23 protein-coding genes are annotated in these 24,063 nt (G+C 71.5%); 14 read left to right on the top strand and 9 right to left on the bottom strand.

The window, feature by feature from the left end; all coding sequences use genetic code 11:
- Positions 1-40: 40 nt before the first annotated feature.
- Positions 41-1,147, bottom strand: coding sequence for a hypothetical protein (locus AB0C20_RS15550; protein ID WP_357568229.1), 1,107 nt, complete (start codon positions 1,145-1,147; stop codon positions 41-43).
- A 360-nt stretch (positions 1,148-1,507) separates the two neighbouring features.
- Complete coding sequence (locus AB0C20_RS15545) at positions 1,508-1,978, bottom strand: DIP1984 family protein (protein WP_357191543.1); 471 nt, start codon at positions 1,976-1,978, stop codon at positions 1,508-1,510.
- Positions 1,979-2,164: 186 nt separating this feature from the next.
- Here AB0C20_RS15545 and AB0C20_RS15540 point away from each other — a divergent pair, with 186 nt between their 5' ends.
- The 4 genes from AB0C20_RS15540 to AB0C20_RS15525 all read left to right on the top strand — a co-directional run bounded on the left by AB0C20_RS15540 (position 2,165) and on the right by AB0C20_RS15525 (position 6,302).
- Positions 2,165-3,295 (top strand): N-acetylmuramoyl-L-alanine amidase, encoded by a 1,131-nt coding sequence (locus AB0C20_RS15540; protein ID WP_357568228.1) that lies wholly within the window; start codon positions 2,165-2,167, stop codon positions 3,293-3,295.
- Positions 3,296-3,384: 89 nt separating this feature from the next.
- Positions 3,385-4,959, top strand: a complete 1,575-nt coding sequence (locus tag AB0C20_RS15535) for an FMN-binding glutamate synthase family protein (RefSeq protein WP_357191539.1) — start codon at positions 3,385-3,387, stop codon at positions 4,957-4,959.
- 225 nt (positions 4,960-5,184) lie between these two features.
- Positions 5,185-5,709, top strand: coding sequence for an N-acetyltransferase (locus AB0C20_RS15530; RefSeq protein ID WP_357191537.1), 525 nt, complete (start codon positions 5,185-5,187; stop codon positions 5,707-5,709).
- Positions 5,706-6,302 carry a GNAT family N-acetyltransferase gene (locus AB0C20_RS15525; RefSeq protein ID WP_357568227.1) on the top strand — a complete coding sequence of 199 codons (597 nt, stop codon included), beginning with the start codon at positions 5,706-5,708 and terminating at the stop codon, positions 6,300-6,302. The genes AB0C20_RS15530 and AB0C20_RS15525 overlap by 4 nt, the downstream gene beginning before the upstream one ends.
- Here the strand turns inward: AB0C20_RS15525 and AB0C20_RS15520 are convergent.
- Positions 6,194-7,171, bottom strand: a complete 978-nt coding sequence (locus AB0C20_RS15520; RefSeq protein ID WP_357191531.1) for a YafY family protein — start codon at positions 7,169-7,171, stop codon at positions 6,194-6,196. The two genes, AB0C20_RS15525 and AB0C20_RS15520, sit on opposite strands and share 109 nt — an antisense overlap.
- 61 nt (positions 7,172-7,232) lie before the next feature.
- Here AB0C20_RS15520 and AB0C20_RS15515 point away from each other — a divergent pair, with 61 nt between their 5' ends.
- The 3 genes from AB0C20_RS15515 (at position 7,233) to AB0C20_RS15505 (ending at position 9,436) form a co-directional block, all read left to right on the top strand.
- Positions 7,233-7,703: a VOC family protein gene (locus AB0C20_RS15515; protein ID WP_357568226.1), complete on the top strand. Its 471-nt coding sequence runs from the start codon at positions 7,233-7,235 to the stop codon at positions 7,701-7,703.
- 57 nt (positions 7,704-7,760) lie between these two features.
- A complete protein-coding gene (dinB, locus tag AB0C20_RS15510) occupies positions 7,761-8,948 on the top strand; it encodes a DNA polymerase IV (RefSeq protein WP_357568225.1) in 1,188 nt (395 codons plus the stop codon).
- A 122-nt stretch (positions 8,949-9,070) separates the two neighbouring features.
- Positions 9,071-9,436, top strand: coding sequence for a hypothetical protein (locus AB0C20_RS15505; RefSeq protein WP_357191524.1), 366 nt, complete (start codon positions 9,071-9,073; stop codon positions 9,434-9,436).
- Positions 9,437-9,505: 69 nt separating this feature from the next.
- On the opposite strand, the gene AB0C20_RS15500 is transcribed toward AB0C20_RS15505, so the two are convergent.
- Entirely contained in the window at positions 9,506-10,168 is a 663-nt protein-coding gene (locus tag AB0C20_RS15500; protein ID WP_357191522.1) for a ThuA domain-containing protein, read from the bottom strand.
- A 65-nt stretch (positions 10,169-10,233) separates the two neighbouring features.
- Here AB0C20_RS15500 and AB0C20_RS15495 point away from each other — a divergent pair, with 65 nt between their 5' ends.
- Positions 10,234-10,569: a helix-turn-helix domain-containing protein gene (locus AB0C20_RS15495; RefSeq protein ID WP_357191520.1), complete on the top strand. Its 336-nt coding sequence runs from the start codon at positions 10,234-10,236 to the stop codon at positions 10,567-10,569.
- Positions 10,566-11,258 (top strand): nitroreductase family protein, encoded by a 693-nt coding sequence (locus AB0C20_RS15490; protein WP_357568224.1) that lies wholly within the window; start codon positions 10,566-10,568, stop codon positions 11,256-11,258. Before AB0C20_RS15495 ends, AB0C20_RS15490 begins: the two co-directional genes overlap by 4 nt.
- Here AB0C20_RS15490 and AB0C20_RS15485 read toward each other — a convergent pair.
- Positions 11,203-12,615 (bottom strand): nitrilase-related carbon-nitrogen hydrolase, encoded by a 1,413-nt coding sequence (locus AB0C20_RS15485; RefSeq protein ID WP_357191515.1) that lies wholly within the window; start codon positions 12,613-12,615, stop codon positions 11,203-11,205. The genes AB0C20_RS15490 and AB0C20_RS15485 overlap by 56 nt on opposite strands.
- Positions 12,616-12,724: 109 nt before the next feature.
- Between AB0C20_RS15485 and AB0C20_RS15480 the strand changes: the two genes are divergently transcribed.
- Together AB0C20_RS15480 and AB0C20_RS15475 are read left to right on the top strand one after the other, a co-directional pair.
- Positions 12,725-13,843, top strand: a complete 1,119-nt coding sequence (locus AB0C20_RS15480; RefSeq protein ID WP_357568223.1) for a sensor histidine kinase — start codon at positions 12,725-12,727, stop codon at positions 13,841-13,843.
- A complete protein-coding gene (locus tag AB0C20_RS15475; RefSeq protein WP_357191510.1) occupies positions 13,843-14,496 on the top strand; it encodes a response regulator transcription factor in 654 nt (217 codons plus the stop codon). The genes AB0C20_RS15480 and AB0C20_RS15475 overlap by 1 nt, the downstream gene beginning before the upstream one ends.
- A 53-nt stretch (positions 14,497-14,549) precedes the next feature.
- On the opposite strand, the gene htpG is transcribed toward AB0C20_RS15475, so the two are convergent.
- A complete protein-coding gene (gene htpG / locus AB0C20_RS15470) occupies positions 14,550-16,478 on the bottom strand; it encodes a molecular chaperone HtpG (protein ID WP_357191508.1) in 1,929 nt (642 codons plus the stop codon).
- A 149-nt stretch (positions 16,479-16,627) separates the two neighbouring features.
- Here htpG and AB0C20_RS15465 point away from each other — a divergent pair, with 149 nt between their 5' ends.
- The gene (locus AB0C20_RS15465) at positions 16,628-17,326 is read left to right on the top strand and encodes an SDR family oxidoreductase (protein ID WP_357568222.1); all 699 of its coding nucleotides are present in this window, start codon (positions 16,628-16,630) and stop codon (positions 17,324-17,326) included.
- A gap of 61 nt (positions 17,327-17,387) precedes the next feature.
- Here the strand turns inward: AB0C20_RS15465 and AB0C20_RS15460 are convergent, their stop codons facing one another.
- Entirely contained in the window at positions 17,388-18,839 is a 1,452-nt protein-coding gene (locus AB0C20_RS15460) for a M28 family peptidase (protein WP_357568221.1), read from the bottom strand.
- Positions 18,840-19,041: 202 nt separating this feature from the next.
- Here AB0C20_RS15460 and AB0C20_RS15455 point away from each other — a divergent pair, with 202 nt between their 5' ends.
- Positions 19,042-21,813: an ATP-binding protein gene (locus AB0C20_RS15455; RefSeq protein ID WP_357568220.1), complete on the top strand. Its 2,772-nt coding sequence runs from the start codon at positions 19,042-19,044 to the stop codon at positions 21,811-21,813.
- Between the two features lie 12 nt (positions 21,814-21,825).
- Here the strand turns inward: AB0C20_RS15455 and AB0C20_RS15450 are convergent, their stop codons facing one another.
- Together AB0C20_RS15450 and AB0C20_RS15445 are read right to left on the bottom strand one after the other, a co-directional pair.
- Positions 21,826-22,584, bottom strand: a complete 759-nt coding sequence (locus tag AB0C20_RS15450; RefSeq protein ID WP_357191499.1) for a hypothetical protein — start codon at positions 22,582-22,584, stop codon at positions 21,826-21,828.
- Positions 22,581-23,081 carry a SigE family RNA polymerase sigma factor gene (locus tag AB0C20_RS15445; protein ID WP_357191497.1) on the bottom strand — a complete coding sequence of 167 codons (501 nt, stop codon included), beginning with the start codon at positions 23,079-23,081 and terminating at the stop codon, positions 22,581-22,583. Before AB0C20_RS15445 ends, AB0C20_RS15450 begins: the two co-directional genes overlap by 4 nt.
- Positions 23,082-23,219: 138 nt before the next feature.
- Here AB0C20_RS15445 and AB0C20_RS15440 point away from each other — a divergent pair, with 138 nt between their 5' ends.
- Positions 23,220-24,053 (top strand): DUF3152 domain-containing protein, encoded by an 834-nt coding sequence (locus tag AB0C20_RS15440; RefSeq protein ID WP_357568219.1) that lies wholly within the window; start codon positions 23,220-23,222, stop codon positions 24,051-24,053.
- The last annotated feature ends 10 nt before the right edge of the window (positions 24,054-24,063 follow it).

Here is a 24,063-nt window from a genome sequence, read left to right as displayed (position 1 = left end):
GGCCAGGTCGGCGCGGAGCCCGGCGATCCGGGTGTGCAACTCACCGTCGGCGGGGCGCAGCACGCTGGATCTCACCGTCGTCGCTGGTGCGCTGCCCGGGCACCGCACGATCGGTGCCGCCCGTGACCACCTGGGTGGCCTCGGGGTCGGTGCCGGTGCCCACCACCTGCGTGACGTCCGAGTCGGCCGAGCCCCCGACCACCTGAGTCGTGTCGTCGGTCGCGGAAGGCCGGGCCGGCGTCGGCGTCACGTCGTCGAGGGCACCGCGATTGACGGCCTGGGTGGCGTTGGAGCTGACCGGGAAGTGGACGACCTGGGTGGCCTCCGGGTCGGAGGGCCGGGTCACCACCTGGGTGGCGTCGGCGTCGCCGGGCCGGGTGACCACCTGGGTGGCCTCCGCGCCGCTGGTGGTGGCCGACCGGCGGGCGGCCTCGGCCTCGGCGTCGCGGCGACCGGCCCGGTACGCCTGGGCGTGCTCGGCGATCAGCTGCGACTCCTGCTCGGCGCGGGTCAGCCACGACTCCCAGCGGCTCTGCATCGGACGGATCAGACCGCCACCGACACCGACGACGAGGACGCCGCCGATCGTGGCCAGCACGGCGATCAGCACCGGAGTGGTGACCGCGGTGGCCACGCCGATCTGGTTCAGCGCCGCGATGACGCCGAGGCCGAGGATGAACACCGAGGCGATGGTGGCCAGCACCCGACCGTACGACAGGCCGCCGAGCGCGCCGCTGATGATGTCCTTCACCGCGTTGGCGATGGCGGCGGCGACCACGACGATGACGATCGCGACGAAGGCGCGGGGCAGCCACGCGATCACCGCGCCAAGCAGGTCGGAGATCGGGTTCGGGCCCCAGATGCCGAAGGCGAGCTGAAGGGTGAACAGCAGCACCGCGTAGTAGACGAGCTTCGCGACGATGTCACTGGCGTCGTACCGGGAGCGGCTCAACGCACGGCGGATGCCGCCGCGTTCGACGGCGCGGTCGAAGCCCACCCGTTCGAGGACCTTCTCCACGATCTTCAGTACGGCCTTGGCGATCAGCCATCCGGCCACCAGGATCGCCAGGAAGGCGACGGCCTTGGGCAGGAAGAGCATCACCGAGCGGAGAGCGTCGCCCACCGCGTCGCTGACGTTGTCACTCATCTGGTCATTCCTTAAATGGGGCAGCCGGAACGGTCAGCCCCGGACCTACCCCCGACCCGACGCGCGGAAACGCCGACCAGGCGGGGTCGCCCTCCAGACCGGGGTGCTGGTGAGCGAACAGCACGCGGCCGCGCGGATGTGGAGTGCCCCGAACCCGCCCTCGCCGTCGAGGATCTGTACGTGGTGATGAGGTGTGCGTGTTGCGGTGTTACCTGTCCTCGGTGCTGGGCTGCATTGTGCTTGGGGAGTTGAACCCCGCGCTGCCCACCGCGCGCCAAGAAGGGTGCCGGGGTTACAGCCCGGACCTGTGTGTACACGCCTCCACGACGGCTACCTGCTCCACATCGCTGCTGGGGTAGGTCAGTCCAGCAGGTCAGCCTCCCAGTTGGTGCGCTGAATCCGCACCTCGAGCTCGCGGAGCTGTCCGGCGAGCCCGTCGGCGCGTTCCCGAAGCTCGGCGACCGGCAACGCGGCGAGCATCTTCAGCTCGGAGCGGAGCTGCCGGGCCACGTGACCACGGCCGCTACCGGCGGCGGCGTCGGCGGCCGCCGTGATGGCCGCGTGCCGCAGTCGCAGGACGTCCCGCCGGGCCAACGCGTCGGTGAGCGTTCCGAAGTCGTCGACCGGCACCGTGGCGTTGGTCCGGTTGATGCGCCGGATCAGCGTCTCCAGGTTGTCGAGGACCTGGTCCAACTCGGTCATGAGTACCGTGGCGTCCTCCGGAGGTAGCTCGCCCTCCTGGTACCGGGCGCTGCCGTTGATCCGGGTCCGCAGCTGCTCGACCCGTCGTGCCGCCTCGGCGCGTTCGGTCAGCGCCTCACCAAGTTTCATCTTCCACCCCCGAGTCAGCGGCCAGGTTAGCGGAACGTTGATCTTTCGGCCACCGGTTTCGGCTGCCCGTCGGGGTGGGCGTCCTCCCCTCTAGCGCGGGGACGAGTCTTGGCAATATTCTCCGGAGTACGTGCGGCCACTGGAGCTACTTTTCATCCCCCGCCGTCGGCCGCAGGAGGAGATGCAATGCACGTCGACCATTCCGAAGTGGATCGCCGGACGCTGCTGCGGGCCGGTCTCGGCGCCGCCACGGTCGCCGTCGTCGGGAGCGAACTCGCCTTCCCGGGCGCGGCGCAGGCCGCACCGGGCACCGACCTGGACTGGATCATCAGCTGTGACGAGTGGGCCGCCCGCCCGCCGAAGGACCCGCTGTCGGTGAGCGCCATCGCGACCAACAAGATCATCGTGCACCACATGGCGTTCCCGAACGTCACCGACTACTCCCGCGAGCAGGCGGTCAAGCTGGCCCACGACTGCCAGGACCTGCACATGGACGGCAACGGCTGGTCGGACACCGGCCAGCACTTCACAGTGAGCCGTGGCGGGTACGTGCTGGAGGGCCGCCGGGGCAGCCTGGAGCGCCTCGAAGCCGGCGACCGACAGATGATCTCCGCGCACTGTCCGGGTGAGAACGGCCGGGCCATCGGCATCGAGAACGAGGGCACCTACGTCACCGAGACGCCACCCGAGGCGTTGACCGACTCGCTGGTCAAGCTCTGCGTCGCGATCTGCCGCCAGTACGGGCTGCACGCTCACGACATCTTCGGCCACTGGGACTTCCGCACCACCGAGTGCCCGGGCGCGGCCTTCTATCGGCAGTTCCCTGAGCTGCGGCGGCGGGTGCACGCCGCCCTGGGCACCAAGCTCGGTGACGTGCCGGCGCGCCGCTGGCCGGACCTGTGGCGTTTCGTCAACTCCCCCTCGGTCCGGGTGGTGCAGCACCTGCTCGCCTACCGCGGCTACCCGGTGACCGTCAGCGGCACGTTCGACGCCGCGACCGTCGCGGCGGTGCAGGACTGGCAGGCCCGCAACGGCATCGCTGTGGACGTGGACGCCACACTCACCACGCCGACCTGGGAGACCCTGGCGCCTGAGCTGGACCAGCACGCCGCCGGAGCGCCGGTCACGGCCGTGCAGGAAATCCTCGCCACCAAGGGGTACGCGGTCACCGTCACCGGGGCGTACGACCACGCCACCCGGAGGGCGGTGCAGGACCTTCAGGCGCTGCACGGTCTGCCCCGCAACGGCAAGCTCAGCACGAGCACGTGGTGCACGATCGTCGGCGGATCGGTCCGCGAGTCGTTCCGGCACCGCTGAGCGCGTGGTGGCGGTGCGGGGCGCACCCGCACCGCCACCAGACCGGTTCACCGGTTTGATCCGCCGCTCCGCCGGAAAGGTTCCCGGGCATGACCTGGGCCCGTCGAGCCGTACCCGCTGTCGCCGCCGCCGTCGCGGCCCTCGCCGCGCGGGACCTGATCCAGCGCGACCACGCGCTGCTGCGCAACTTTCCGGTCCTCGGCCGGGCCCGCTACCTGCTGGAGACGATCGGGCCGGAGCTACGGCAGTACATCGTGGCCGGCAACAACGAGGAGCGGCCGTTCACCCGCGACCAACGCCGCTGGGTGTACGCGTCGGCCAAGCAGGAGAACAACTACTTCGGTTTCGGCACTGACAACGACATCGAATACACCCCCGGGTACCCGATCATCAAGCACCGCACGTTCGGCCGTGCCGTGCCGCCGTCGTCACCGACCGCCGGTCACGACGTGCGGTTGCCCAGCGCGAAGGTGCTCGGCGCGGCACGGGGACGCGCTCGGGCGTTCCGACCGGAGTCGGTCGTCAACATCTCCGGAATGAGCTTCGGCTCGCTCTCCGGCAACGCCATCACCGCGCTCAACAAGGGGGCGGCGCTCGCCGGCTGTCTGCAGAACACCGGCGAGGGCGGCCTGTCGCCGTACCACCGCAACGGCGGTGAGCTGGTCTTCCAACTCGGCACCGCGTACTTCGGCTGCCGCGACGAGCACGGGCGGTTCAGCCTCGACCGGCTGAAGGACCTGGTCGCCGGCGCACCGGTGCGGGCGCTGGAGATCAAGCTGAGCCAGGGCGCCAAGCCGAGCCTCGGTGGGCTGCTGCCCGGGGCGAAGGTGTCCGCCGAGATCGCCGCCACCCGGGGCATCCCGGCCGGTCAGGACTGCGTCAGCCCGTCCCGGCACGCCGAGTTCTCCGACTGCGACAGCCTGCTCGACTGGGTGGAGTTGCTGGCCGCCGAGACAGGACTGCCGGTCGGCATCAAGTCGGCGGTCGGTGACCTGAGCTTCTGGCAGGAGCTGGCCACCCTGATGCGGGACACCGGCCGGGGTGTGGACTTCGTGACGATCGACGGCGGCGAGGGCGGCACCGGGGCCGCACCACTGATCTTCACCGACTCGGTGTCGCTCCCGTTCCAGCAGGGCTTCTCCCGGGTCTACAAGATCTTCGCCGAGCACGATCTGCACGAACAGGTGGTCTTCGTCGGCGGCGGCAAGCTCGGCCTGCCGGACAACGCCATAGTGGCGTTCGCGCTCGGCTGCGACCTGATCAACGTCGGTAGGGAGGCGATGTTGGCGATCGGCTGCATCCAGGCGCAGAAGTGCCACACCGACACCTGCCCCACCGGCGTCGCCACCCAGAACGCGTGGCTCGCCCGGGGCCTGGACCCGACGTTGAAGTCGGTCCGGGCGGCCAACTACCTGCGGACGTTGCGCCGGGACCTCACCAGGGTCGCCGAGGCCTGCGGCGTCGAACACCCCGGCCTGATCGGCACCGACGCCGTGGAGATTCTGGACGGCCGCACCGGCTCCACCCCACTGCACGAGGTGTACGGGTACCGGCCGGAATGGGGGCTGCCCTCGCCCGCCGACCAGACGGAGATCATCCGGCTGATGGTCCCGGAGGCACCCCAGGGCGGCAGCGCCCCGCCCTCCGCCACCGCCGTCGGCTGAGATCACGCCCGCCCAGCCAGCGCGGCCAGTGGTCCCAGGCCCGGGGGCAGCCTGCATGCCGCGGCTGGGCCACTGTCGCTCAGGTCGCAAGCCCCGATCGCGGATCGGCTTGATGACTGTGCGACATCGTGATGACTCACAGTCATCAAGCGTTTCCCCGCCATGTCCGCGAAGCACCGCGATAAACGCGTGGAGCTGGCGACACGCCGCGTCTATGGTGGCGCGGTGCTGATCAGACGCGAGACACCCGCCGACGTCGACGCCATCCGGGCGGTGCACTCCGCAGCCTTCGCCAAGGCCGACGGCGGTGACGGCGTACCGGTCGAGGCGACCCTTGTCGACGCGCTGCGAGCCGACGAGGGCTGGCTGCCCGCGTACTCCCTGGTGGCGACCGATTCGGACGGCCGGGTGGTCGGGCACGTGGTGGCCACCCGCAGCCGGGTGGGCGGTGCGCCGGTGGCGTTGGGCCTGGGGCCGCTGGGCGTGTTGCCCACCTGGCAGCGGCGCGGTGTTGGCAGCGCGTTGATGCACGCGGTCCTTGGCGCTGCCGACGCGCGGGACGAACCGCTGGTGGTCCTGCTCGGGCATCCCGACTACTATCCGCGCTTCGGGTTCCGGCCGGCCGTCGAGCTGGGCGTCACTCCGCCGCAGCCGTGGGGGCCGCAGTACTTCATGGCTCGGCCGTCGCACGCGTGGCGCGAGTCGATCCGGGGCGAGTTCCGCTACGCCAGCCCGTTCGACGACCTGTGAACCGACCCGCTATCCGCCGCCGGCGCGCCACCGACCTGGACGGCTGCGTCGCAGCGCTCGCCGAGGTTCACCGGGTCGACGGGTACCCGCTGAACTGGCCCGCCGACCCACACCGCTGGCTGCGCGAGCCGCACCCGGCGCGAGCCTGGGTCGCCGTCGACACCGACGCGGCCATTGTCGGACACGTCGCGGTGCATCGGATCCCCGGTCAGGTGGACGGGCCGGCCGGCCGGCCGACGGCCGAGGTGGCTCGTCTCTTCGTGGTGCCGAAAGCCCGTGGGTTGGCGCTGGGCAGCGCGCTGCTGGACCGGGCCCGCCAGTGGGCGGACAAACGCGCAACGGACCTGGTGCTGGAGTTGGCCGGCGATGGCACCGCGGCCGCTGCACTGTACGAGCGCGCGGGATGGCGGTGTGTCGGCACCAGCACGGCACCATGGACCGCTCCCGACGGCAGCCAGGTGTCGCTGCGCCACTACGCGCTGCGTCACCGCGCGCCAGGCCCCGACGTCACACCGGCCAGCACCGCGAGGCGACGGGCGAGCCGGCCCGCGGCCTCACGCAGCTCGGGAGGCTCCAGCACCTCCATCTCGTGATCCAGGCGGGCGAGATGCGCGGCGAGCCAGTCCAGGTTGTCGCCGCCGACGACCAGCACGGACCATCCGTCGCGGTCGTCCTCGACCCGCCCCACCTGCGGTGGGACCGCCTCCCGCAACCGCTCCGGCTGGGCGTGCACCCGCACCCGGGCGAGGTAGCGGTACGGCGCACCGGTCACGGCCCGCTGCACGAAGGCGACGGGATCCGGGTGCTCGCGCGCCGGGAAACGCCAGGTCGTCGCCATCGCAGCCCGCATCCGGTCCAGCCGGAACGTCCGCCAGTCGGCGCGGTCGACGTCCCAGGCCATCAGATACCAGCGGCGGCCGGTAGTGACCATCCGGATCGGCTCGACCGTCCGTTCCCGCTCACCAGTGTCCCGGTCGGGGTAGTGGAATCGAACGCGCACGCCGTCCCGACAGGCGCGGGCGAGCGTCACCAGCAGCTCCGCGTCGATCTCGGCGACCGGGCCGATGAGGGTGTCGGTGGAGCCGTGCACCGCCCGTACCTCGGCGCGGAGCCGCGACGGCATCACCTGGTCGAGCTTCGCGAGTGCCCGCAGCGCGGCCTCGCTCGCCCCGGCGACAGTGCCTCCGGAGGCGAGGCGCAGAGACACCGCAGTGGCGATCGCCTCCTCGTCGTCGAGGAGCAACGGCGGCAGCCGGGTGCCCGCACCGAGTTGGTAGCCGCCGCCGACGCCCGACACCGCGTGCACCGGGTAGCCGAGCGTCCGCAGACGCTGCACGTCGCGGCGCACGCAACGGTCGGTGACCCCCAGCTCGGCGGCGAGTTCGGCAGCCGTCCAGGACAGACGTCGTTGCAGCAGCGCCAGCAGGCGCAGCACCCGCTCGGTCGTCGCCTCGACGGTCACCAGTCGATCGTTGCACGGATAGCGGAACAAAACTGTCCGCTATCAGGGAGAGGCTGGGCTCATGACCGACCAGAACAGGAAGCAGGGATTCGCCGTGACCCGCGACGTCCAGATCACGTTCGACTGCGCCGACCCGGCGGGGTTGGCCACGTTCTGGGCCGAGGCGCTCGGCTACCAGGTGCAGGCCCCACCCGGAGACTTCGAGTCCTGGGACCAGGCGCTGGAGGCGATGGGTGTGCCGCCGGAGAACCGCAACGACGCGTCGGCGGTGGTCGACCCCGAGGGCTCGCGACCACGGCTGTTCTTCCAGCGGGTGCCGGAGCACAAGCAGGTGAAGAACCGCGTCCACCTCGACGTCCGCGCGGCCCCCGGGCTGGAGGGTGACGAGCGGATGGCGGCCCTGGAGGCGGAGGCCGAACGGCTCGTCTCGCATGGTGCCAAGCGACTCAGTCGGCACGAGCCCACTCCCCCGTTGGGCGCCGGTCATCTCATCATGGCCGACCCCGAGGGCAACGAGTTCTGCCTCGACTGACCGAGCGTTCGCCCAGCTCACTGCCGCACTGACCGGGCGTCATGCGAACATGTGTACGTGTCGCCCGGCGCCAGCATCCTGCACGCCGACCTGGACGCGTTCTACGCGTCGGTCGAGCAGCGCGACGACCCGCGCCTGCGCGGGCGGCCGGTGATCGTCGGGGGCGGCGTGGTGCTCGCGGCCAGCTACGAGGCGAAGGCGCGGGGCGTCCGCAGCGCGATGGGCGGCCAGCAGGCGCGCAGGCTCTGCCCCGACGCGATCGTCGTGCCGCCGCGGATGTCGGCGTACACCGCGGCGAGCCGCGCGGTCTTCGAGATCTTCCGGCAGACCACACCGCTGGTCGAGGGGCTCTCCATCGACGAGGCGTTCCTTGACGTGGGTGGTCTGCGGCGGCTGGCCGGGGCACCGGCCGAGATCGCCGAACGGCTGCGCCGGGAGGTCAGCGACCGGGTCCACCTGCCGATCACTGTGGGGGTGGCCCGCACGAAGTTCCTGGCCAAGGTGGCCAGCGGGGTGGCGAAACCGGACGGCCTGCTGGTGGTCGCACCGGACGCCGAGCTGGCGTTCCTGCACCCGTTGCCTGTGGAACGGCTCTGGGGCGTCGGCCCGGTCACGGCCGCCAAGCTGCGCGAACGCCGGATCCGTACCGTCGGGGAGGTGGCCCGCCTCGGTGAGGCGGCGCTGGTGTCACTGCTCGGTGCGGGCGCCGGCCGGCATCTGCACGCGCTGGCACACAATCGCGACCCCCGGGCGGTGCAGGTGGGGCGACGGCGCGGTTCGATGGGCGCGCAGCACGCGCTGAGTCGCACCCCGCACGCCTCGACCGAGTTGGACGCCGTCCTCGCCGGCCTGGTCGACCGTGTCAGCCGACGGATGCGGGCGGCGGGGCGGTCCGGCCGCACAGTGGTGTTGCGGTTGCGTTTCGGCGACTACACCCGGGCCACCCGCTCGCACACTGTGGGTAAGGCGACGGCTGACACGACGCCGCTGCTCGCCGCCGCGCGTGCGCTACTGCGCGCGGCGCTGCCCGAGATCGATCGCCGTGGCATCACACTGATCGGTGTCTCAGTGGGCAACCTCGACGACAACCCGGTGCAGCCTGAGCTGCCGTTCCAGCCGGACCCAGGGTCCGATCTGGACGCTGCGGTCGACGCGGTCCGCGACCGGTTCGGATCAGCGGCGCTCACTCGGGCGGTGTTGCTCGGCCGGGAGCCGGGCGTGGAGATGCCTCTTCTGCCGGACTGACCGATAAGCGTGCGGCGTCCGCGGTCGAGCTGCGATCAGAGACACATCACAGCAGGTCGGCGGTTTAGCCGGCGGCTGACGGGTGACCCTTGTGGGGTACAGCCTGACGAGGGGGGCCCACCATGTCCGACGACACCAGCAACCGACCGAGTCGCACCGCCGAGCGCCCGCACGACGTGACCGACCCGCTGCTGTGGCAGTTGGCGGTCGACGTGCTCAGCGCACACGAGCCGGACGACGAGGGCCAGTGCCGCAACCTCCAGTGCGCCGGGCAGTCCTGGCCGTGCGCGGCCCGCACCGGCGCCGAGCACTCGCTGCGACTGGCGCGCAGCGCGCCCGCCTCGGTCGAGCTGGCCAGCGACGGAACCGACAGCGACGACGTCGACACGGATGGGCGTCGCGACGCGGCGGTACCGGCCCCCCGCTGGGGCTGGAACGCCGGCCCGGTGGCGTCGCACCGAGGGTCGAAGGCGGCCTCCGCGGCGTGAGGGGCCACCAACCCCTGAACTGATCCGCACCACGCAGGCGAGCGCTCGGCCGGTTGTCCGGCCGAGCGTTCAGCTGTCGTGGCGGAGCCACGCCACGATGCGGCGCAGCAACTCCTGATGCCCCGGCGACTCGTACGACCGGACGTCGTGGCCGAGTGCGTTGTAGACGATCCGGCTGCTCCCGAGGGTGCGCGCCCAGACCAGCGGGTGGGTGTCGCCGCCCTCGTCGTGGACGTAGAGGGGCTCGATGTCGAGGCCGTCGACCAGCTCAAGCTCGGTGTAGCGCTCGTCGTGGACCTCGAAGTCCCCGAGCCCGGCGCTGATCGGGTGTTCCACGCCGCTGCGCCGGATGAGACTCTGCCCGATCGGCGGGTGGAAGGTCCGGCCGTGGGCCCAGGCGGCGCCGACCGCGGAACGCCAGCTTGCCAGCTGGGGAAACGCGATAGTGGCGCTGTGCACGGCGAGCAGGCTGCCGCCACGGGCCAGGAAGTCGTCGAGGACGCGGGCGAAGATCTCGTCCTCGGGGATCGGGGTCGTGCGGTCCGCGCTCGCGTTCACCACCAGCAGGCGCGCGCCGCCGAGCGCGACCTCGAGCTGGTCGACGGCTGTCACGATCGCTACCGAACCCTCGTCGCCGATCAGCCGGGCCAGCGTGGCGCTGGTTTCGGCCAGCGGGTGCCAGGGGTCGGCGTGCGGGCCCTCCCCGCTGAAGATCACGGTGTCGACAGACATGCCGGTGCTCCGTTCATCATTTGGATTATTTTCGAAATCACGAAATGAAAGCTAGCATGGCGTCCATGAGAGCCCTGCATCATCCCGATCTCACCTCGGTCGACCTGGCCACCCTGCTCGGCGCCCTGGCCGACCCGGTACGCCTCAGCGTCGTACGGCAGTTGGCGCAGGCCGGCGGTGTCGTCTGCGGCCAATTCGACGCGTTGTCCGAGGTCAGCATTTCGACGCTCTCGCATCACCTGAAGGTCCTGCGTGCGGCCGGCGTCCTCCGTGTCACGCCGAACGGCAGTTTCCGTCGCCACGAGTTGCGGGCCGACGAGATCAACGACCGATTTCCGGGCATCCTTCCCGCGATCATCGCCAACCTTGACCTGCCGGAGCGAGTGGGAGCACCCGCATGACCGACGCCATATCGGCCGGAAAGAACCCGCCGCGCACGCTGGGCCTGTCCGCCGACGAGGTCCTGAGCACGACCCGCGCCGTCCGCAAACGTCTCGACCTGGGACGCCCGGTCCCCCGCGACGTGATCGAGGACTGTCTGCGCATCGCGCTTCAGGCACCCAGTGGCCGCAACAGGCAACGCTGGGACTTCATCTTCGTCGAGGACCGCGAGACCCGGGCGGCCGTCGCCCGTCTGTGGCGACGCGGCCTGATGGCGCCGCCACCGGCGTCCGGTGGCACCGGGCCGGCCTTCAGCCGGATGAACTTCGCCTCCGAGCAGTGGGGCCGGATCGCCGGCAGTCTGGCGCACCTGGCGGACCACCTGCACGAGGTCCCGTTGCTGCTCATCCCCTGTCTACGGGTCGAGTCACGCGCGGAACTGGACAGCGTTCGCGGGCAGGCGGGGGCCTGGGGTTCGGTCATCCCGGCGTTCTGGAGCTTCATGCTGGCCGCCCGGGAACGCGGGCTCGGCACCGCCTGGACCACCAGCCATCTCAGCTACGAGCGGGAGATGGCCGAACTGCTCGGCATCCCCTACGACACTGTCGTGCAGGTCGCCCTCACCCCGGTGGCGTACACCCTGGGCACCGACTTCAAGCCCGGTCCGCGGGCCGACGCGGACGCGTTCGCCCACTGGAACCGCTGGTAATCGGCCACCACCGCGCCCCGCCCACGGCCAGGACCAACAGGGCCACTGACAACAGCGGAAACCAATCTCCGGTACGCGAATAGACAGTGCCCCACCCCGACGTCGGGGTGGCGAGCAGCAACTCCGCGTCGCCGGCGGTGGCCTCACCCAGCATCCTGCCGCCGGGGTCGGTGACCGTCAGCCGGCCGAACGCCGCAGCCCGGACCACGACGAGCCCGTTCTCCACTCCCCGGACCAGCGCCATCCGACCGTGCAGCCATCCATCGGAGGTGAAGTCCAGGGCGGGGACGAGCAGCACCGAGGCGCCCTGCGCCCGATACCCCCGGACCAGACCGGGATGGTCGAGGTCCTTGCAGATCGCGACGCCGAACCGCCCGTCCACGAGCACGTCGCCGTCACCCGGCGTCAACCAGTCTTCCAGGCCCGGGATGAGATGCTGTTTCTCGTACGTCGCGACGGTCCCGCCGGGTTCGAGCACCAGTGCGACGTTGCTCGCCCTGTCCGCCTGATGCCGCACCGCGCCGACGACGACCTGGGCCTCGGTCTGCTGGAGCGCGGCCACGAGCACGGGCATCGTCGTGTCCGTCACGGCGAACACCTTCTCCGGCAGGACGACGATCCGTGCCCCACGGGCGACCAGACCCTCGACCCGCGCGGCATAACGGGCGAGCAGGTCACGGCCGGGCTGCTCGTCGATCGGGAGCCCGTCCTCGGGCTGCCGCAGGGCCACCAGGCCGACGGTCAGCGGCTCGGCCGGGTAAGGGGAACGGCGCAGCGACCAGGCCGACCACCCGCCGGCGCCGAGCAGGAGGACGAGCAGGCAGGTGACCGCGGGCCGGGGGCTTGGGCGCAGGGCGGCGAGGGCTATCGGGACGGCGAGCAGCAGGTAGGTGACGCCCCAGACGCCGGTGAGCGCGCTCAGTTGGATCACCGGCCGGACGTCGGCCTGGGTGTAGGCGAGGCTCCACCAGGCGCCGTGCGGCAGCAAGCGGGACGCGGCGTACTCCCCCAGCACCCAGAGCGAGGGCACGGCGAGGACGGCGAGGGCGGTTCGTCCGCGCAGCAGTAGTCCGCGGGCGAGCAGAACCGTGCCGGTCGCCACGACGACGCCGAGCAGGACCACACCGGCGACCACGGGAACCGGTAGTCGCAGGGTGCCGAGGTAGTAGCCGAGCACGCCGCCCTGACCGATCGACCAGGCGAGGGCTGTCGCGAGGAGCGCTGTCCTCGGGCGTACCCGCGTCGAGGCGAGGATCAGCGGGAGCGGGGCGAGCCAGGTCAGCGCCGGGACCGGGTGCAGGCCGGTGCCGCCGAGCCAGAGCAGGCCACTCAGGAGCGTGGCGAGGATCGTCATCATCCGTCGAGCGTGCGGCGCGGGCGGCCGGAGCGGATCGCCGTGCGAGCCGGGATCGATCTGGTCCCGTGGAGGGAGGCGTCGGCGAGCCGGGTCGGACGATACTGCCGACGTGAAGCGGTACGTCAATCTCGCCGTCACCGTGGCCGCCGTCGCCGCGACCGTGCTGCCGGCGCTGGCCGGTGGGCCACGTGCGTGGTGGGTGCTGCCGCTCGCGGTCGCGTCGTCGGTGCCGGTGCTGTGGCGGGACCGAGCGCTGCTCCGGGTCGCCCTCGTCGTGGGAGTCGCCACGACCGTCTCGGCCTCGCTCGGCGCGCCCCCACTGCTGCCGGTTGGACCGCTCGTGTGCCTCTACACGTTCGCGGCGCGGGCCTCACTGCCGATCCGCCTGCTCGGCATCGCGCTCACCGCCGCCGGGCTGTTGGTCTCGCTGCTCTATCCTCGCCCGGACGTGGAGGTGCTGCGTTACCTGTCGGTCGCCTACCTCTTCGCGTACGCGCTGGGCACCAGCACGCGGGCCCGCCGAACCCAGGCCGCGGCTCTCGCCGAACGCGATCGTCGTATCGCCGGTGAACGTGCGGCGGCGGTGCTGCGCGAACGCACGCGGATCGCCCGCGATCTGCACGACATCCTCACCCACGCGGTAGGCGTCATGATCGTCCAGGCGGAGGCGGGTCCGCTGCTGGTCCGCCACCAGCCGGATCGCGCCGATGCCACGTTCGCCACTATCGCCGCCACCGGTAGGGACGCTGTCGTTCAGCTCCGCCGCGCGGTCGGCAGCCTGTACGAACCCGCCGACCAACCACTCGACCAGCCGGGTCTGGACCACCTTCCCGTCCTCGTCGAGCGGGTCCGGGCCGCCGGCCTCGATGCCGTGCTCACCGTCTCGCCGTTTGGGGGTGCCGTCGAGCCCACGCTCGCACCGCCCTCGGACGTCGGGGTGGCCGCCTACCGGATCGTGCAGGAGTCCCTGACCAACGTGGTGCGGCATGCCGGGGCCCGGTCGGTTCGCGTCCGGCTGGACCACACGGCGCACTCGTTGACAGTGTCGGTCACCGATGACGGCCGCGGCCACCGGGCGGCCGAGACCGGCCGCCCCGGGTACGGGATCGTCGGCATGCGCGAGCGCGCCCACGCCTGCGGTGGAACCCTGCACACCGGCCCGGCCTGCGACGGCCACGGCTTCACGGTGACCGCTACCCTGCCGCTGTCGGCACCGGCGGTGCTCTGATGCTGCGTGTCGTGCTCGCCGATGACCAGGACCTGTTCCGGGCCGGGTTCGCCACCATTCTCGGCGCCGAGCCGGACATCGAGGTGGTCGCCGAGGCCCCCGACGGCGCGGCCGCCGTGCGGGCCGCCCTGGAACTTCGCCCCGACGTCGTGCTGATGGACATGCGCATGCCCGTCCTCGACGGCGTCGCCGCGACCCGCCAGGTCTGCGCGCTCACCCCGAGTCGGGTTCTCGCCCTGACCATGTTCGACACCGACGACTACCTGTACGCGGCCCTGCGGGCCGGGGCCAGCGGCTTCCTGCTCAAGGACGCTCCCCGAGCCGATCTGGTGAACGCGGTTCGTGTGGTCGCCGCCGGGGACGCGCTGCTCGCTCCCGCCGTCACCGCCCGGGTGATCGGCGAACTGCACCGGCGCGGCCATCCGGACCCCGTCCGGGCCGCCGCGGTGACCGCTCTGACCGCCCGCGAGACGGACGTGCTGCGCCTGATCGCGGCCGGTCTGTCCAACGCCGAGATCGCCGCCCACCACCACCTCAGCGAGCACACGGTGAAGACCCATGTCGGCAACCTGCTCACCAAGCTGCACCTGCGCGACCGCGCCCAGGCGGTGATGATCGCGTACGAGTCGGGTCTGGTGATCCCCGGTCACTGACGTGACCGGCCGGCGGGCCCGCTGCTCGGGCGGGCCGCCGGCCGAGGGTACGCCTACAGGGTGCGCGCCAGCCGGTCGGCGAGCGTCCGGGTGAAGCGGGCCGGGTCGGTCAGCTCACCGCCCTCGGCGAGCACCGCCAGGCCATAGAGCAGCTCGGCGGTCTCGGTCAGGGCGACGGTGTCGCTGCCCTGCTCGTGGGCCTTGCGCAGCCCGGACACCAGCGGGTGGCCGGGGTTGATCTCCAGGATCCGCTTGGTGGTGGGGATCTCGTGCCCCATCGCCCGGTACATCTTCTCCAGGGTCGGGGTGAGGTCGTGGGCGTCGCCGACGACGCAGGCCGGTGAGGCGGTCAGCCGCGACGACAGGCGGACCTCCCGGACGCTGTCCGTGAGGGTGGTCCCCAGCCAGTCGAGCAGCCCGGCGAACTCCTGTCGCTGCTGCTCACGCTCGGCCTCGGCCTGCTGCTTCTCCTCGTCGGTGTCCAGGTCGATCTCGCCCTTGGCGATCGAGCGCAGCTGCCGACCGTCGTACGTGCCGACCCGCTCGACCCACACCTCGTCGACCTGGTCGGTGAGCAGCAGCACCTCGTGCCCCTTGGCCCGGAACGCCTCCAGGTGCGGAGAGTTCTCGATGGCGGCCCGGGACTCGCCGGTGGCGTACCAGATGTCGTTCTGGCCGTCCTTCATCCGCGACACGTACCCGGCCAGGTCGGTGGGCTCGGCCGGGTCGTTGGTCGAGGCCACCGACAGGATGTCCAGCAGGGTGTCCCTGTTGTCGGTGTCGTCGATCAGCCCCTCCTTGACCACCGCGCCGAACTCGCTCCAGAAGGTGCGGTAGCGCTCGGCGTGGTTGGCCTTGAGGTCCTTGACCGTGGCGAGGACCTTCTTGACCAGGCGGCGGCGGACGATCTGGATCTGCCGGTCCTGCTGGAGGATCTCCCGGGAGATGTTCAGCGACAGGTCGTGCGCGTCGACCACGCCCTTGACGAAGCGCAGGTAGGTCGGGACCAGCGCCTCGCAGTCGTCCATGATGAAGACGCGCTTGACGTAGAGCTGGACACCCCGGCGGCCCTGCGGAGAGAACAGGTCCAGTGGGGCGTGGCTGGGCAGGAAGAGCAGCGCCTCGTACTCGAAGGTGCCCTCGCCCTTCATGTGCACGACCTCGAGCGGGTCGGCCCAGTCGTGGCTCACGTGCTTGTAGAACTCGTTGTACTCGGCGGCGTCGACCTCGTCGCGGGGCCGCGCCCAGAGCGCCTTCATCGAGTTGAGGGTCTGCACCTCGCGGGTGGCGGCCGCACCGTCGACGCCGGGGCGTTCGACGCTCATCCGGATCGGCCAGGCGATGAAGTCGGAGTAGCGCTTGACGATCTCGCGGACGGTCCACTCGGCGGTGTAGTCGTGCAGGTTGTCCTCGGTGTCGGCCGGCTTGAGGTGCAGCGTCACAGTGGTGCCCTGCGGCGCCTCGTCGACCGACTCGATGGAGTAGGTGCCCTCGCCGGTGGACTCCCAGCGGGTGCCGCCGGTCTCGCCGGCCTTGCGGGTCAGCAGGGTGACCCGGTCGGCGACCATGAACGCGGCGTAGAAGCCGACGCCGAACTGGCCGATGAGGTCCTGCTTGGCGTGGGCGTCGGCGGACTCGCGCAGTTGGCGCAGCAGCTCGGCGGTGCCCGACTTGGCGATCGTGCCGATCAGCTGGACGACCTCGTCGCGGGTCATCCCGATGCCGTTGTCGCGCACGGTGAGGGTGCGGGCGTCGCTGTCGATCTCCAGGGCGACGTGCAGGTCGTCGGTGTCGGCGACGAGGTCCTTGTCGACGAGGGTGGCCAGCCGGAGCTTGTCCAGTGCGTCGGACCCGTTCGAGATGAGTTCCCGCAGGAAGACGTCCTTGTTCGAATAGATCGAGTGGACCACCAACTGGAGGAGCTGACGCGCCTCGGCCTGGAATTCCAACGTTTCGGCCTGGTTGCTCACACCGTCTCCCATCTCGGCTCGTGCGAAGGTTCGCGGAAAGGATACGAGTCGTCACCGGTCGGGGTGTGGGCGCATCCGGGTCGTATTCCCGATCCCGTCGACCACCCCCGTGACGTAGCTGACTTTGCCTAACAGAAGTCAGGTCGGATAGCGTGACGGCCATGAAGATCGCTGGAAGCACCGCCCTCGTCACCGGCGCCAACCGTGGCCTCGGCCGGCACCTGGCCGCCGAGCTCCTCGCCCGGGGCGCCACCGTCTACGCCGGCGCCCGCAACCCCGACACCGTCGACCTGCCCGGCGTGACGCCGGTCCGCCTCGACATCACCGACCCCGCCTCGGTGGCCGCCGCCGCCGAGCTGGCCGGCGGGGTGAACCTGCTGATCAACAACGCGGGCATCGACACCCGGACCGACCTGCTCGACGGCGACCTGGACCTCGTCCGGCTGGAGCTGGAGACCCACTACATCGGCACCCTGTCGACGATCCGGGCGTTTGCGCCGGTCATCGCCGGCAACGGCGGCGGAACGATCCTCAACGTGCTCTCCGTGCTGTCCTGGTTCGGCTCCCCGACCCACGCTGCCTACAGCGCCGCCAAGTCCGCCGAGTGGGCGATGACGAACGTGCTGCGCGTCCAACTCGCCGAGCGGGGCGTTCGGGTCTCCGGCCTGCACGTCGGCTACCTCGACACCGACATGGCCGCCGACATCACCGGCCCGAAGTCCGACCCGGCGGCGATCGCCCGGATCGGCGTGGACGGCGTCGAGGCCGACGCGTACGAGATCCTCGCCGACGACCTCAGCCGCCAGGTGCAGGCCGGGCTGGCCGGCGGCGTCGCCGCGCTCTACCCACAGCTCCCCTGACCCGCGACGCGACGGGCCGCCACCGGGAAGAACCGGTGGCGGCCCGTTTTCGGGTACGCGGTCAGCTCGCCTGCAACGTGACGTCATCGATCACGAAGGTGGTCTGCAAGGACGAGTCCTCGGTGCCGGTGAACCGCAGCGTCACCGTCTGCCCGGCGAACGCGGCCACGTTGAGGCTGCGCTGCACGTAACCGGTAGCGGCGTTGAGATTCGAGTACGTCGCGAGGGTGGTCGAACCCGCCTGCGCTGTGAGTCGGTCGTACGCCGTGGAGCTGGTGGTCTCCGCGGTGTCGATGTGCAGCCAGAACGACAGCGTGTACGTGGCGCAGCCGGCCGGCAGTGTCACCGACTGCGAGAGGCTCTCGGTGCGGGTGCTGCCGAACCCGTTGAGCCACGCCTTGTACGACCCGGTCCGGGCCGGCTGGCCGCTGGCGTTGGTGATCACGCCGGAGGACGCGGTCCACGGCGTGCTGCCGCTCTCGAAGCCACCGTTTCCGACCACCTGGCCACCGGTGCAGGTCGGGGTGCCGCCGCCCACGGCGAGCTGCCACAGCGCGTACGCGACACCGTCGGCTGCCCGGTTCAGCACAGTGGCGCTGACGTTGGCGGTGGTGTCGCAGGACCGGTGGTAGCACGGGTCGTACGCGGAGTTGGCGGTGCCGCCCCACTTGGCGGCCTGGGCGCTGGTCTTGCGGGCGCTGGCACCGGCGGCGTACCCCGAGGTGGGGATGCCTGCCTGCTGGAAGTAGTAGTCGTCGGATCGGCCCTGGCCCTCGATGTTCTCCTCGGGTTGCAGGCCCAACGAGTCCCAGTACGCCTTCAGCGGCGCCGCCGTGGTCGAGGTGACCCGGTTGATGAAGTAGCCGCCATTGGTCGAGCCGACCATGTCGAAGTTGTAGTAACCCTTGATGTAGCCGCGCTGGGTGGCGCTGAGTGAGTTGACGTAGAACCGGGAGCCGTTGAGCCCCTGCTCCTCGTCGGTCCACCAGGCGAACCGCACCCGTTTGGTCATCGTCGGGTTCTGCGCGGCCAGGACCAGCGCGTTCTCCAGCAGGGTCGACGAGCCGGTGGCGTTGTCGTTGATGCCCGGCCCGGCCGCGACGCCGTCCAGGTGCGCGCCAAACATGACCACCTGGTCGGCCGGGCCGCCGGGCCACTCGGCGATGAGGTTGTTGGAGGGGTACCGGCAGCTGGAGCAGTACTGCTCACTGACGGTGTAGCCAGCCGACTGGAGCCTGGTCTTGACGTAGTTGAGCGAGGCGGTGTAGCCGGCCGAGCCGGCCCGTCGGTTGCCACCGTTGCTGGTGGCGATGGCATTGAACTGGGTCAAGTGCGCCTGGACGTTGGCGATGGAGATGTCCGGCGCGGCCAGCGCGGCGGCGGACGCGGCGATCGGCCGGTTCACCGTCGTGGCGGTCGGAGGTGACGCGGTCGCCGGTTGGGCGGCCAGCGGCACCGTCATCCCGGCGAACACGGCGAGCGCGATTCCCGCGCTCAGCGTTCTGCCTCTCATGGGGGCTCCTCGGGGTTGGAGAGATACCCGAGACACTGGCAGATATCTATTTCCCGAGCATCGGTCGTTCGTCCCGAACCGCCGCCGGTTCGACGGTGGGTACCGGCGTCGGCACAGGTGAGTAGAGGTGTCAGGATGGGTAGGTAACGCGGCAGGGGTCGTCGGGCCCGGAACGGGGGCTTGCGATGGGGTCGGATCGAGCGTGACGCGACCCAGCACCGACCTGTTCCTCGGCGGCGGCGACACCGGGCGGCTGATGGCCCAGCTGGACTGGGCCGACACCCCGCTCGGCCCGGTCGGCGGATGGCCACAGAGCCTGCGCGCCGCCGTCCGGATGGTGCTCTCCTCCCGGTATCCCATGCTGCTGCTCTGGGGTGAGAGCTACTCCCAGCTCTACAACGACGCGTACTCGGCGCTGATCGGCGACAAGCACCCCACCGCGCTCGGCGACGACGTACGAGTGACGTTGGCCGAGGGCTGGCACGTGCTCGCCCCGCTGATCGAGGAGGCCATGGCGACCGGCGTGGCCAGCTGGGTCCCCGCCCTGCAACTGCTGCTGGAGCGGGCCGGCTACCGCGAGGAGGCGTACTTCAGCGTCTCGCACGCCCCCGCCCGCGACGACGACGGCCGCACCGTCGGCGTACTGACCGTGTGCAGCGAGGTCACCCAGCAGGTGATCGGCGAACGCCGGCTCCGTCTGCTGCGCGACCTGTCAGTGCTCGGCGACGGGCGCACCGTCGACGTGGACGCCACCGGCGCTCGGCTGATCGACGTGATCGACGGCCACCCCCTGGACGTGCCGTTCGCCGCCATCTACCTGCGCGACGGCACGACGCTGCGCCGGGTCGCCTGCACCGGCGGCGACGAGGGGCACGCCCGGGCCCTGCCGGACGCCGTCGAGCTGACCGACCCGGGCCCGCCCGCGTACGCCTGGGGGCTGGCGGACGCCGCCGAGGGCCGGGCGACCCAGGTGACCGATGTCGCCGACCGGCTGCCGCTGCCCGCCGGCCCGTGGAACGACCCGGTCCGCACCGCGCTGGCGCTGCCGCTGCCCTCCGCCGACGAGGATCAGCCGCTCGGCGTCCTGCTCGCCGGGGTCAGCCCCAGCCGAGGGCTCGACGAGGCGTACCGCTCCTTCCACCAACTGCTCGCCCAGCAGATCTCCGTGGCGTTGCGCAACGCCCAGGAGTACGAGGAGGAGCGGCGCCGGATCGAGGCGATGGCGGAACTGGACCGGGTCAAGACCGACTTCTTCGCCAACGTCAGCCACGAGTTCCGTACCCCGTTGACCCTCATCCTCGGTCCGCTGACCGACGCCCTCACCGACGCCACCGCGCCTTTGGCGGCGGTGCAGCGGGAGCGGGTGGAGACCGGCTGGCGCAACGCCACCCGACTGTTGACGCTGGTCAACAGCCTGCTCACCTTCTCCAGCCTGGAGGCCGGGCGGGCGCGCAGCGACGCCCGGGTGGTGGACCTGGCCGCGCTGACCGCCGAGCTCGCCGGGGTCTTCCGGGCCGCCGTCGAGCGGGCCGGGCTGACCCTCGAGGTGAGCTGCCCACCGCTGCCCCGGCCGGTCGCGGTCGACCCGGTCAACTGGGAACGCATCGTCACGAACCTGCTCTCCAACGCGCTGAAGTACACGTTCATCGGCCGTATCCGGGTCACCCTCGACGCCGACGACGAGGAGGTGCGCCTCACCGTCGCGGACACCGGCATCGGCATCTCGGAACGGGACCTGCCGAAACTCTTCGAACGCTTCCACCGGGTGCGGGGCGCCCGCTCGCGCAGTCACGAGGGCACTGGCATCGGCCTGGCCCTGGTGCACGAGCTGGCCCGGCTGGAGGGCGGCGACGTGCGCGTGACCAGCCAGGTGGGCGTCGGCAGCAGGTTCACAGTGACGCTGCCCTGGTCGGCGGCGCACCGCGCCGCGGTCACCGGCCCCGCTATGGACGGACGGGGTGACGCGGCCCGCGCCGCCGTCGAGGAGGCGATGGGCTGGCTCACCGAACCGGACGACGCCCCGACCGAGCCCGATCCCGCGTCCGGGGCGGCCACCGACGAGCTGGCCGGCGCCCGGATCCTGCTCGCCGACGACAACGCCGACATGCGGGCGTACCTCACCCGGCTGCTCACCGGGCAGGGCTGGCGGGTGCGGGCCGTCACCGACGGCCGGCAGGCCCTCGACGAGATCCACGGTGATCTGCCCGACCTGGTCCTGACCGACGTGATGATGCCGGTGCTGGACGGCTTCGACCTGGTGCGCCGACTACGCGCCGACCCGACGACCCGGACGCTGCCCGTGCTGGTGCTCTCCGCCCGTGCCGGCGGGGAGGCCAGCGTGGAGGGCCTGAGCCTGGGCGCCGACGACTACCTGGTCAAACCGTTCGCCGCGGCCGAGTTGATCGCCCGGATCCGGGCCAGCATCCGCCGCGCCCGCGACCGTACCCCTGCCGCGGCGATCGGCGGCGACCCGGCGACGGTCACGACACAGTCGGCCCGACCCGCCCCGGTCGGGCCCGTTCCGCCGACCCCGATGGTGGAAACCGTCCGCGACGCGTCAGTGGTCGTGGAGACGCCGGCCGAACCGGACGGGCTGGGCGACCTGCTGGACGTCGGGTGGACGTACCCGTCCGCGCCCACCTCCGCCGCCGCGATGCGTCGGGACGTCCGGGGCGCGCTGGGCGATCTGGACGTCGACCCGGACGTGCTGGAAGATCTCCTACTCGCCGCGTCCGAGGCCATGAACAACGCGGTCGAGCACGCCCAGCGACCCAGCCGTCCGGAGGTACGGGTGCGCGTCCAGGTTGGTGGCGGACTGAGCCGGATCTCGGTACGGGACTTCGGCACCTGGCGGGACCGCCGGCCGGCGATGGACCGGGGACGCGGCGCGCTGCTGATGAACGCCTACGGCGACGTGCGGCTGGTCTCCACCGCCGAGGGGACGACGGTGACCATCGAGCGTCGACTGGCCTGAGCCGGCGGCGCGTCAGAGTCGCCGGCCGCTGGCGTCGTGGGCGATGATGCCGTCCAGCCGCTCCCCCGGGGTGAGCCGCGCCGGGTCGAACCAGAAGATCAGCACCTGCTTGTCGGCACTCCATGGCGCCACTCGGGCGTCGACCTGCCGACCGTCGACGGTGCCGATGATCCGCTTGGCGGGGCCGACGAAGTAGCCGAAGGTGGGCACCGGAGCGGCGAAGCCCTCGTCGTAGCCGATCTGGTGGAACCCGGCGCCGCGGTCGCTGCCGTCGACGTCGTTGACCAGGATGTCGGTGCTCAACGAGCCGTCCGGAGCCTGGCGACCGGCGGCCAGACCGATGGACACCTTGGGCTCACCGGACACGGACACCGGGACGAAGTAGTAGACCCGACGCTCGGCGCCGTGCCGCACCCCGCTGTCCACGATCCGGCCCATCGGCTTCGGTGGCGGCTCGTCACGGCCCACCGTCGGCGGTGGCGTGGAGCCCAGCGACTTCTCCGCCCACGGCGAGACACCGACCGACGGTGGAGCGACGGCGACCGGCGGCGGGTGCGCGGTCGGCGCCGGATCGCCCGGCCCGGACGCGCCGACCGCCACCACGACGACCACGGCGGCCAAGCCGGTCGCGAGCGTCGCCGCCCCGGCTCCGGCGATGCGTCGACGGGTACGCAACCGACGTCCCTCGCGCATCACGGAGTCCAGATCGAGCACGGCGTCGGGACGCTCGGTCGCCCGCATCGCGTGGCGGAGCCGTTCCAGCTCGCTCATCGGCGCGCCCTCTCATCGGCTGTGCGGGGCGCGGCGGTGCGCAACTTCTCCAGAGCTCGGGAGCTGGTGCTCTTGACCGTGCCGACGGATACGGCAAGTTCCCGGGCCACCTGCGCCTCCGGCAGGTCGAAGTAGTAGCGCAGGACGACGATGGCGCGCTCCCGGGGGCTGAGCGCACCGAGGATGCTGATCAACCAGCGCCGGGTGGCCACGTCGTCGGCCACGTCGCCACGTCGCTGCTCCGGCACCTCGTCGGTCGGGTACTCCCGCATCGGCCGTCGCCACCCGTCGACCAGATGGTTGACCAGTGTGCGGCGGGCGTACCCGTAGGCGTCGTCGTCGTGGATCCGCGACCACGACGCGTAGGTGCGCACCAGTGCGGTCTGCGCGGCGTCCTCGGCCTGGTGGTGGTCACCGGTCATCAGGTACGCGGCGTGCACCAGTCGCGCGGACGCCGCCCGCGCGAACTCGACGAAATCCGCGTCACCCCGCGCCACCGCGAACCCTCCCCGTGCCACAGAGCTAGAGACGGGTGAGGCCGGCAAAAGGTTGAGCCCTGGGTCACATCAACTTTTCGCCACTGTCACCCGTCTTCTCCTCCGCGCCGCCGCCGAGCGACGCGCGAGGGGAGAGACATGTCGACGAAGGTTACCCGCCGCCGGGGTACCGCCTCGATGGCGTCACTGCTGGTGGTGGCGCTGCTCACCGGGTGCGGCCTGCCCGCCGCCGGGCAACCCGCCACCGACCCGGTCGTCGCCGGGCCGGCCGCCCCCAGCGGACCGGCGACACCTACCGGTCGGCCGACCGGGGCCACCGAGGTGCGACCCAGTTCCGCACCGGTCATCCCGGTCAGCTATCCCGCCACCGGCGGTAACCGCTGGTCGGTGGCGCCCGGCGAGACGACCCCCGGGCGCGCGACGGCCGGCCGGTTGCTGCGCTACCGGGTCGCCGTGGAGCGCGACATCCGGGGCCTGCCGGCGACTGACATCGCCACCGCGATCACCACGACGTTGAACGACCCACGCGGGTGGACGGCGGATGGAGCCTGGCGGCTGCGCCGGGTCGGTGCCGGCGAACCGACCGACTTCACCATCTACCTGGCGACCCCCGGCACCCGCGACACCCTCTGCCAGGACGTGCCGGACGCCTACACCTCCTGCCGCAACGGTGGCCGGGTGGTGCTCAACGTGGCGCGCTGGGTCAAGGGCGTGCCGGGTTACGGCGCGACACTGGAGACCTACCGGCAGTACATGGTCAACCACGAGGTGGGGCACAAACTCGGGCACGGCCACGAGCGGTGCCCCGGGCGGGGCCGGCCGGCGCCGGTCATGCAGCAGCAGACGCTGGGCCTGCACGGCTGCACCGCGAACGCCTGGCCGTACCCGAAGGGCAAGGCCCGCTACAGCGGGCCGGTCGGGGCGTACGACGACGCGATCCCCAGGCGTGAGGGCGCCTACTCGGCATCGTGAGGACAGCGTT

Source organism: Micromonospora sp. NPDC048843, from assembly GCF_040649965.1.
Classification (GTDB): Bacteria; Actinomycetota; Actinomycetes; order Mycobacteriales; family Micromonosporaceae; genus Micromonospora; species Micromonospora hortensis.
Note: the sequence above shows the minus strand (reverse complement) of the source record. Positions and strands in the feature narration are given on the sequence as shown.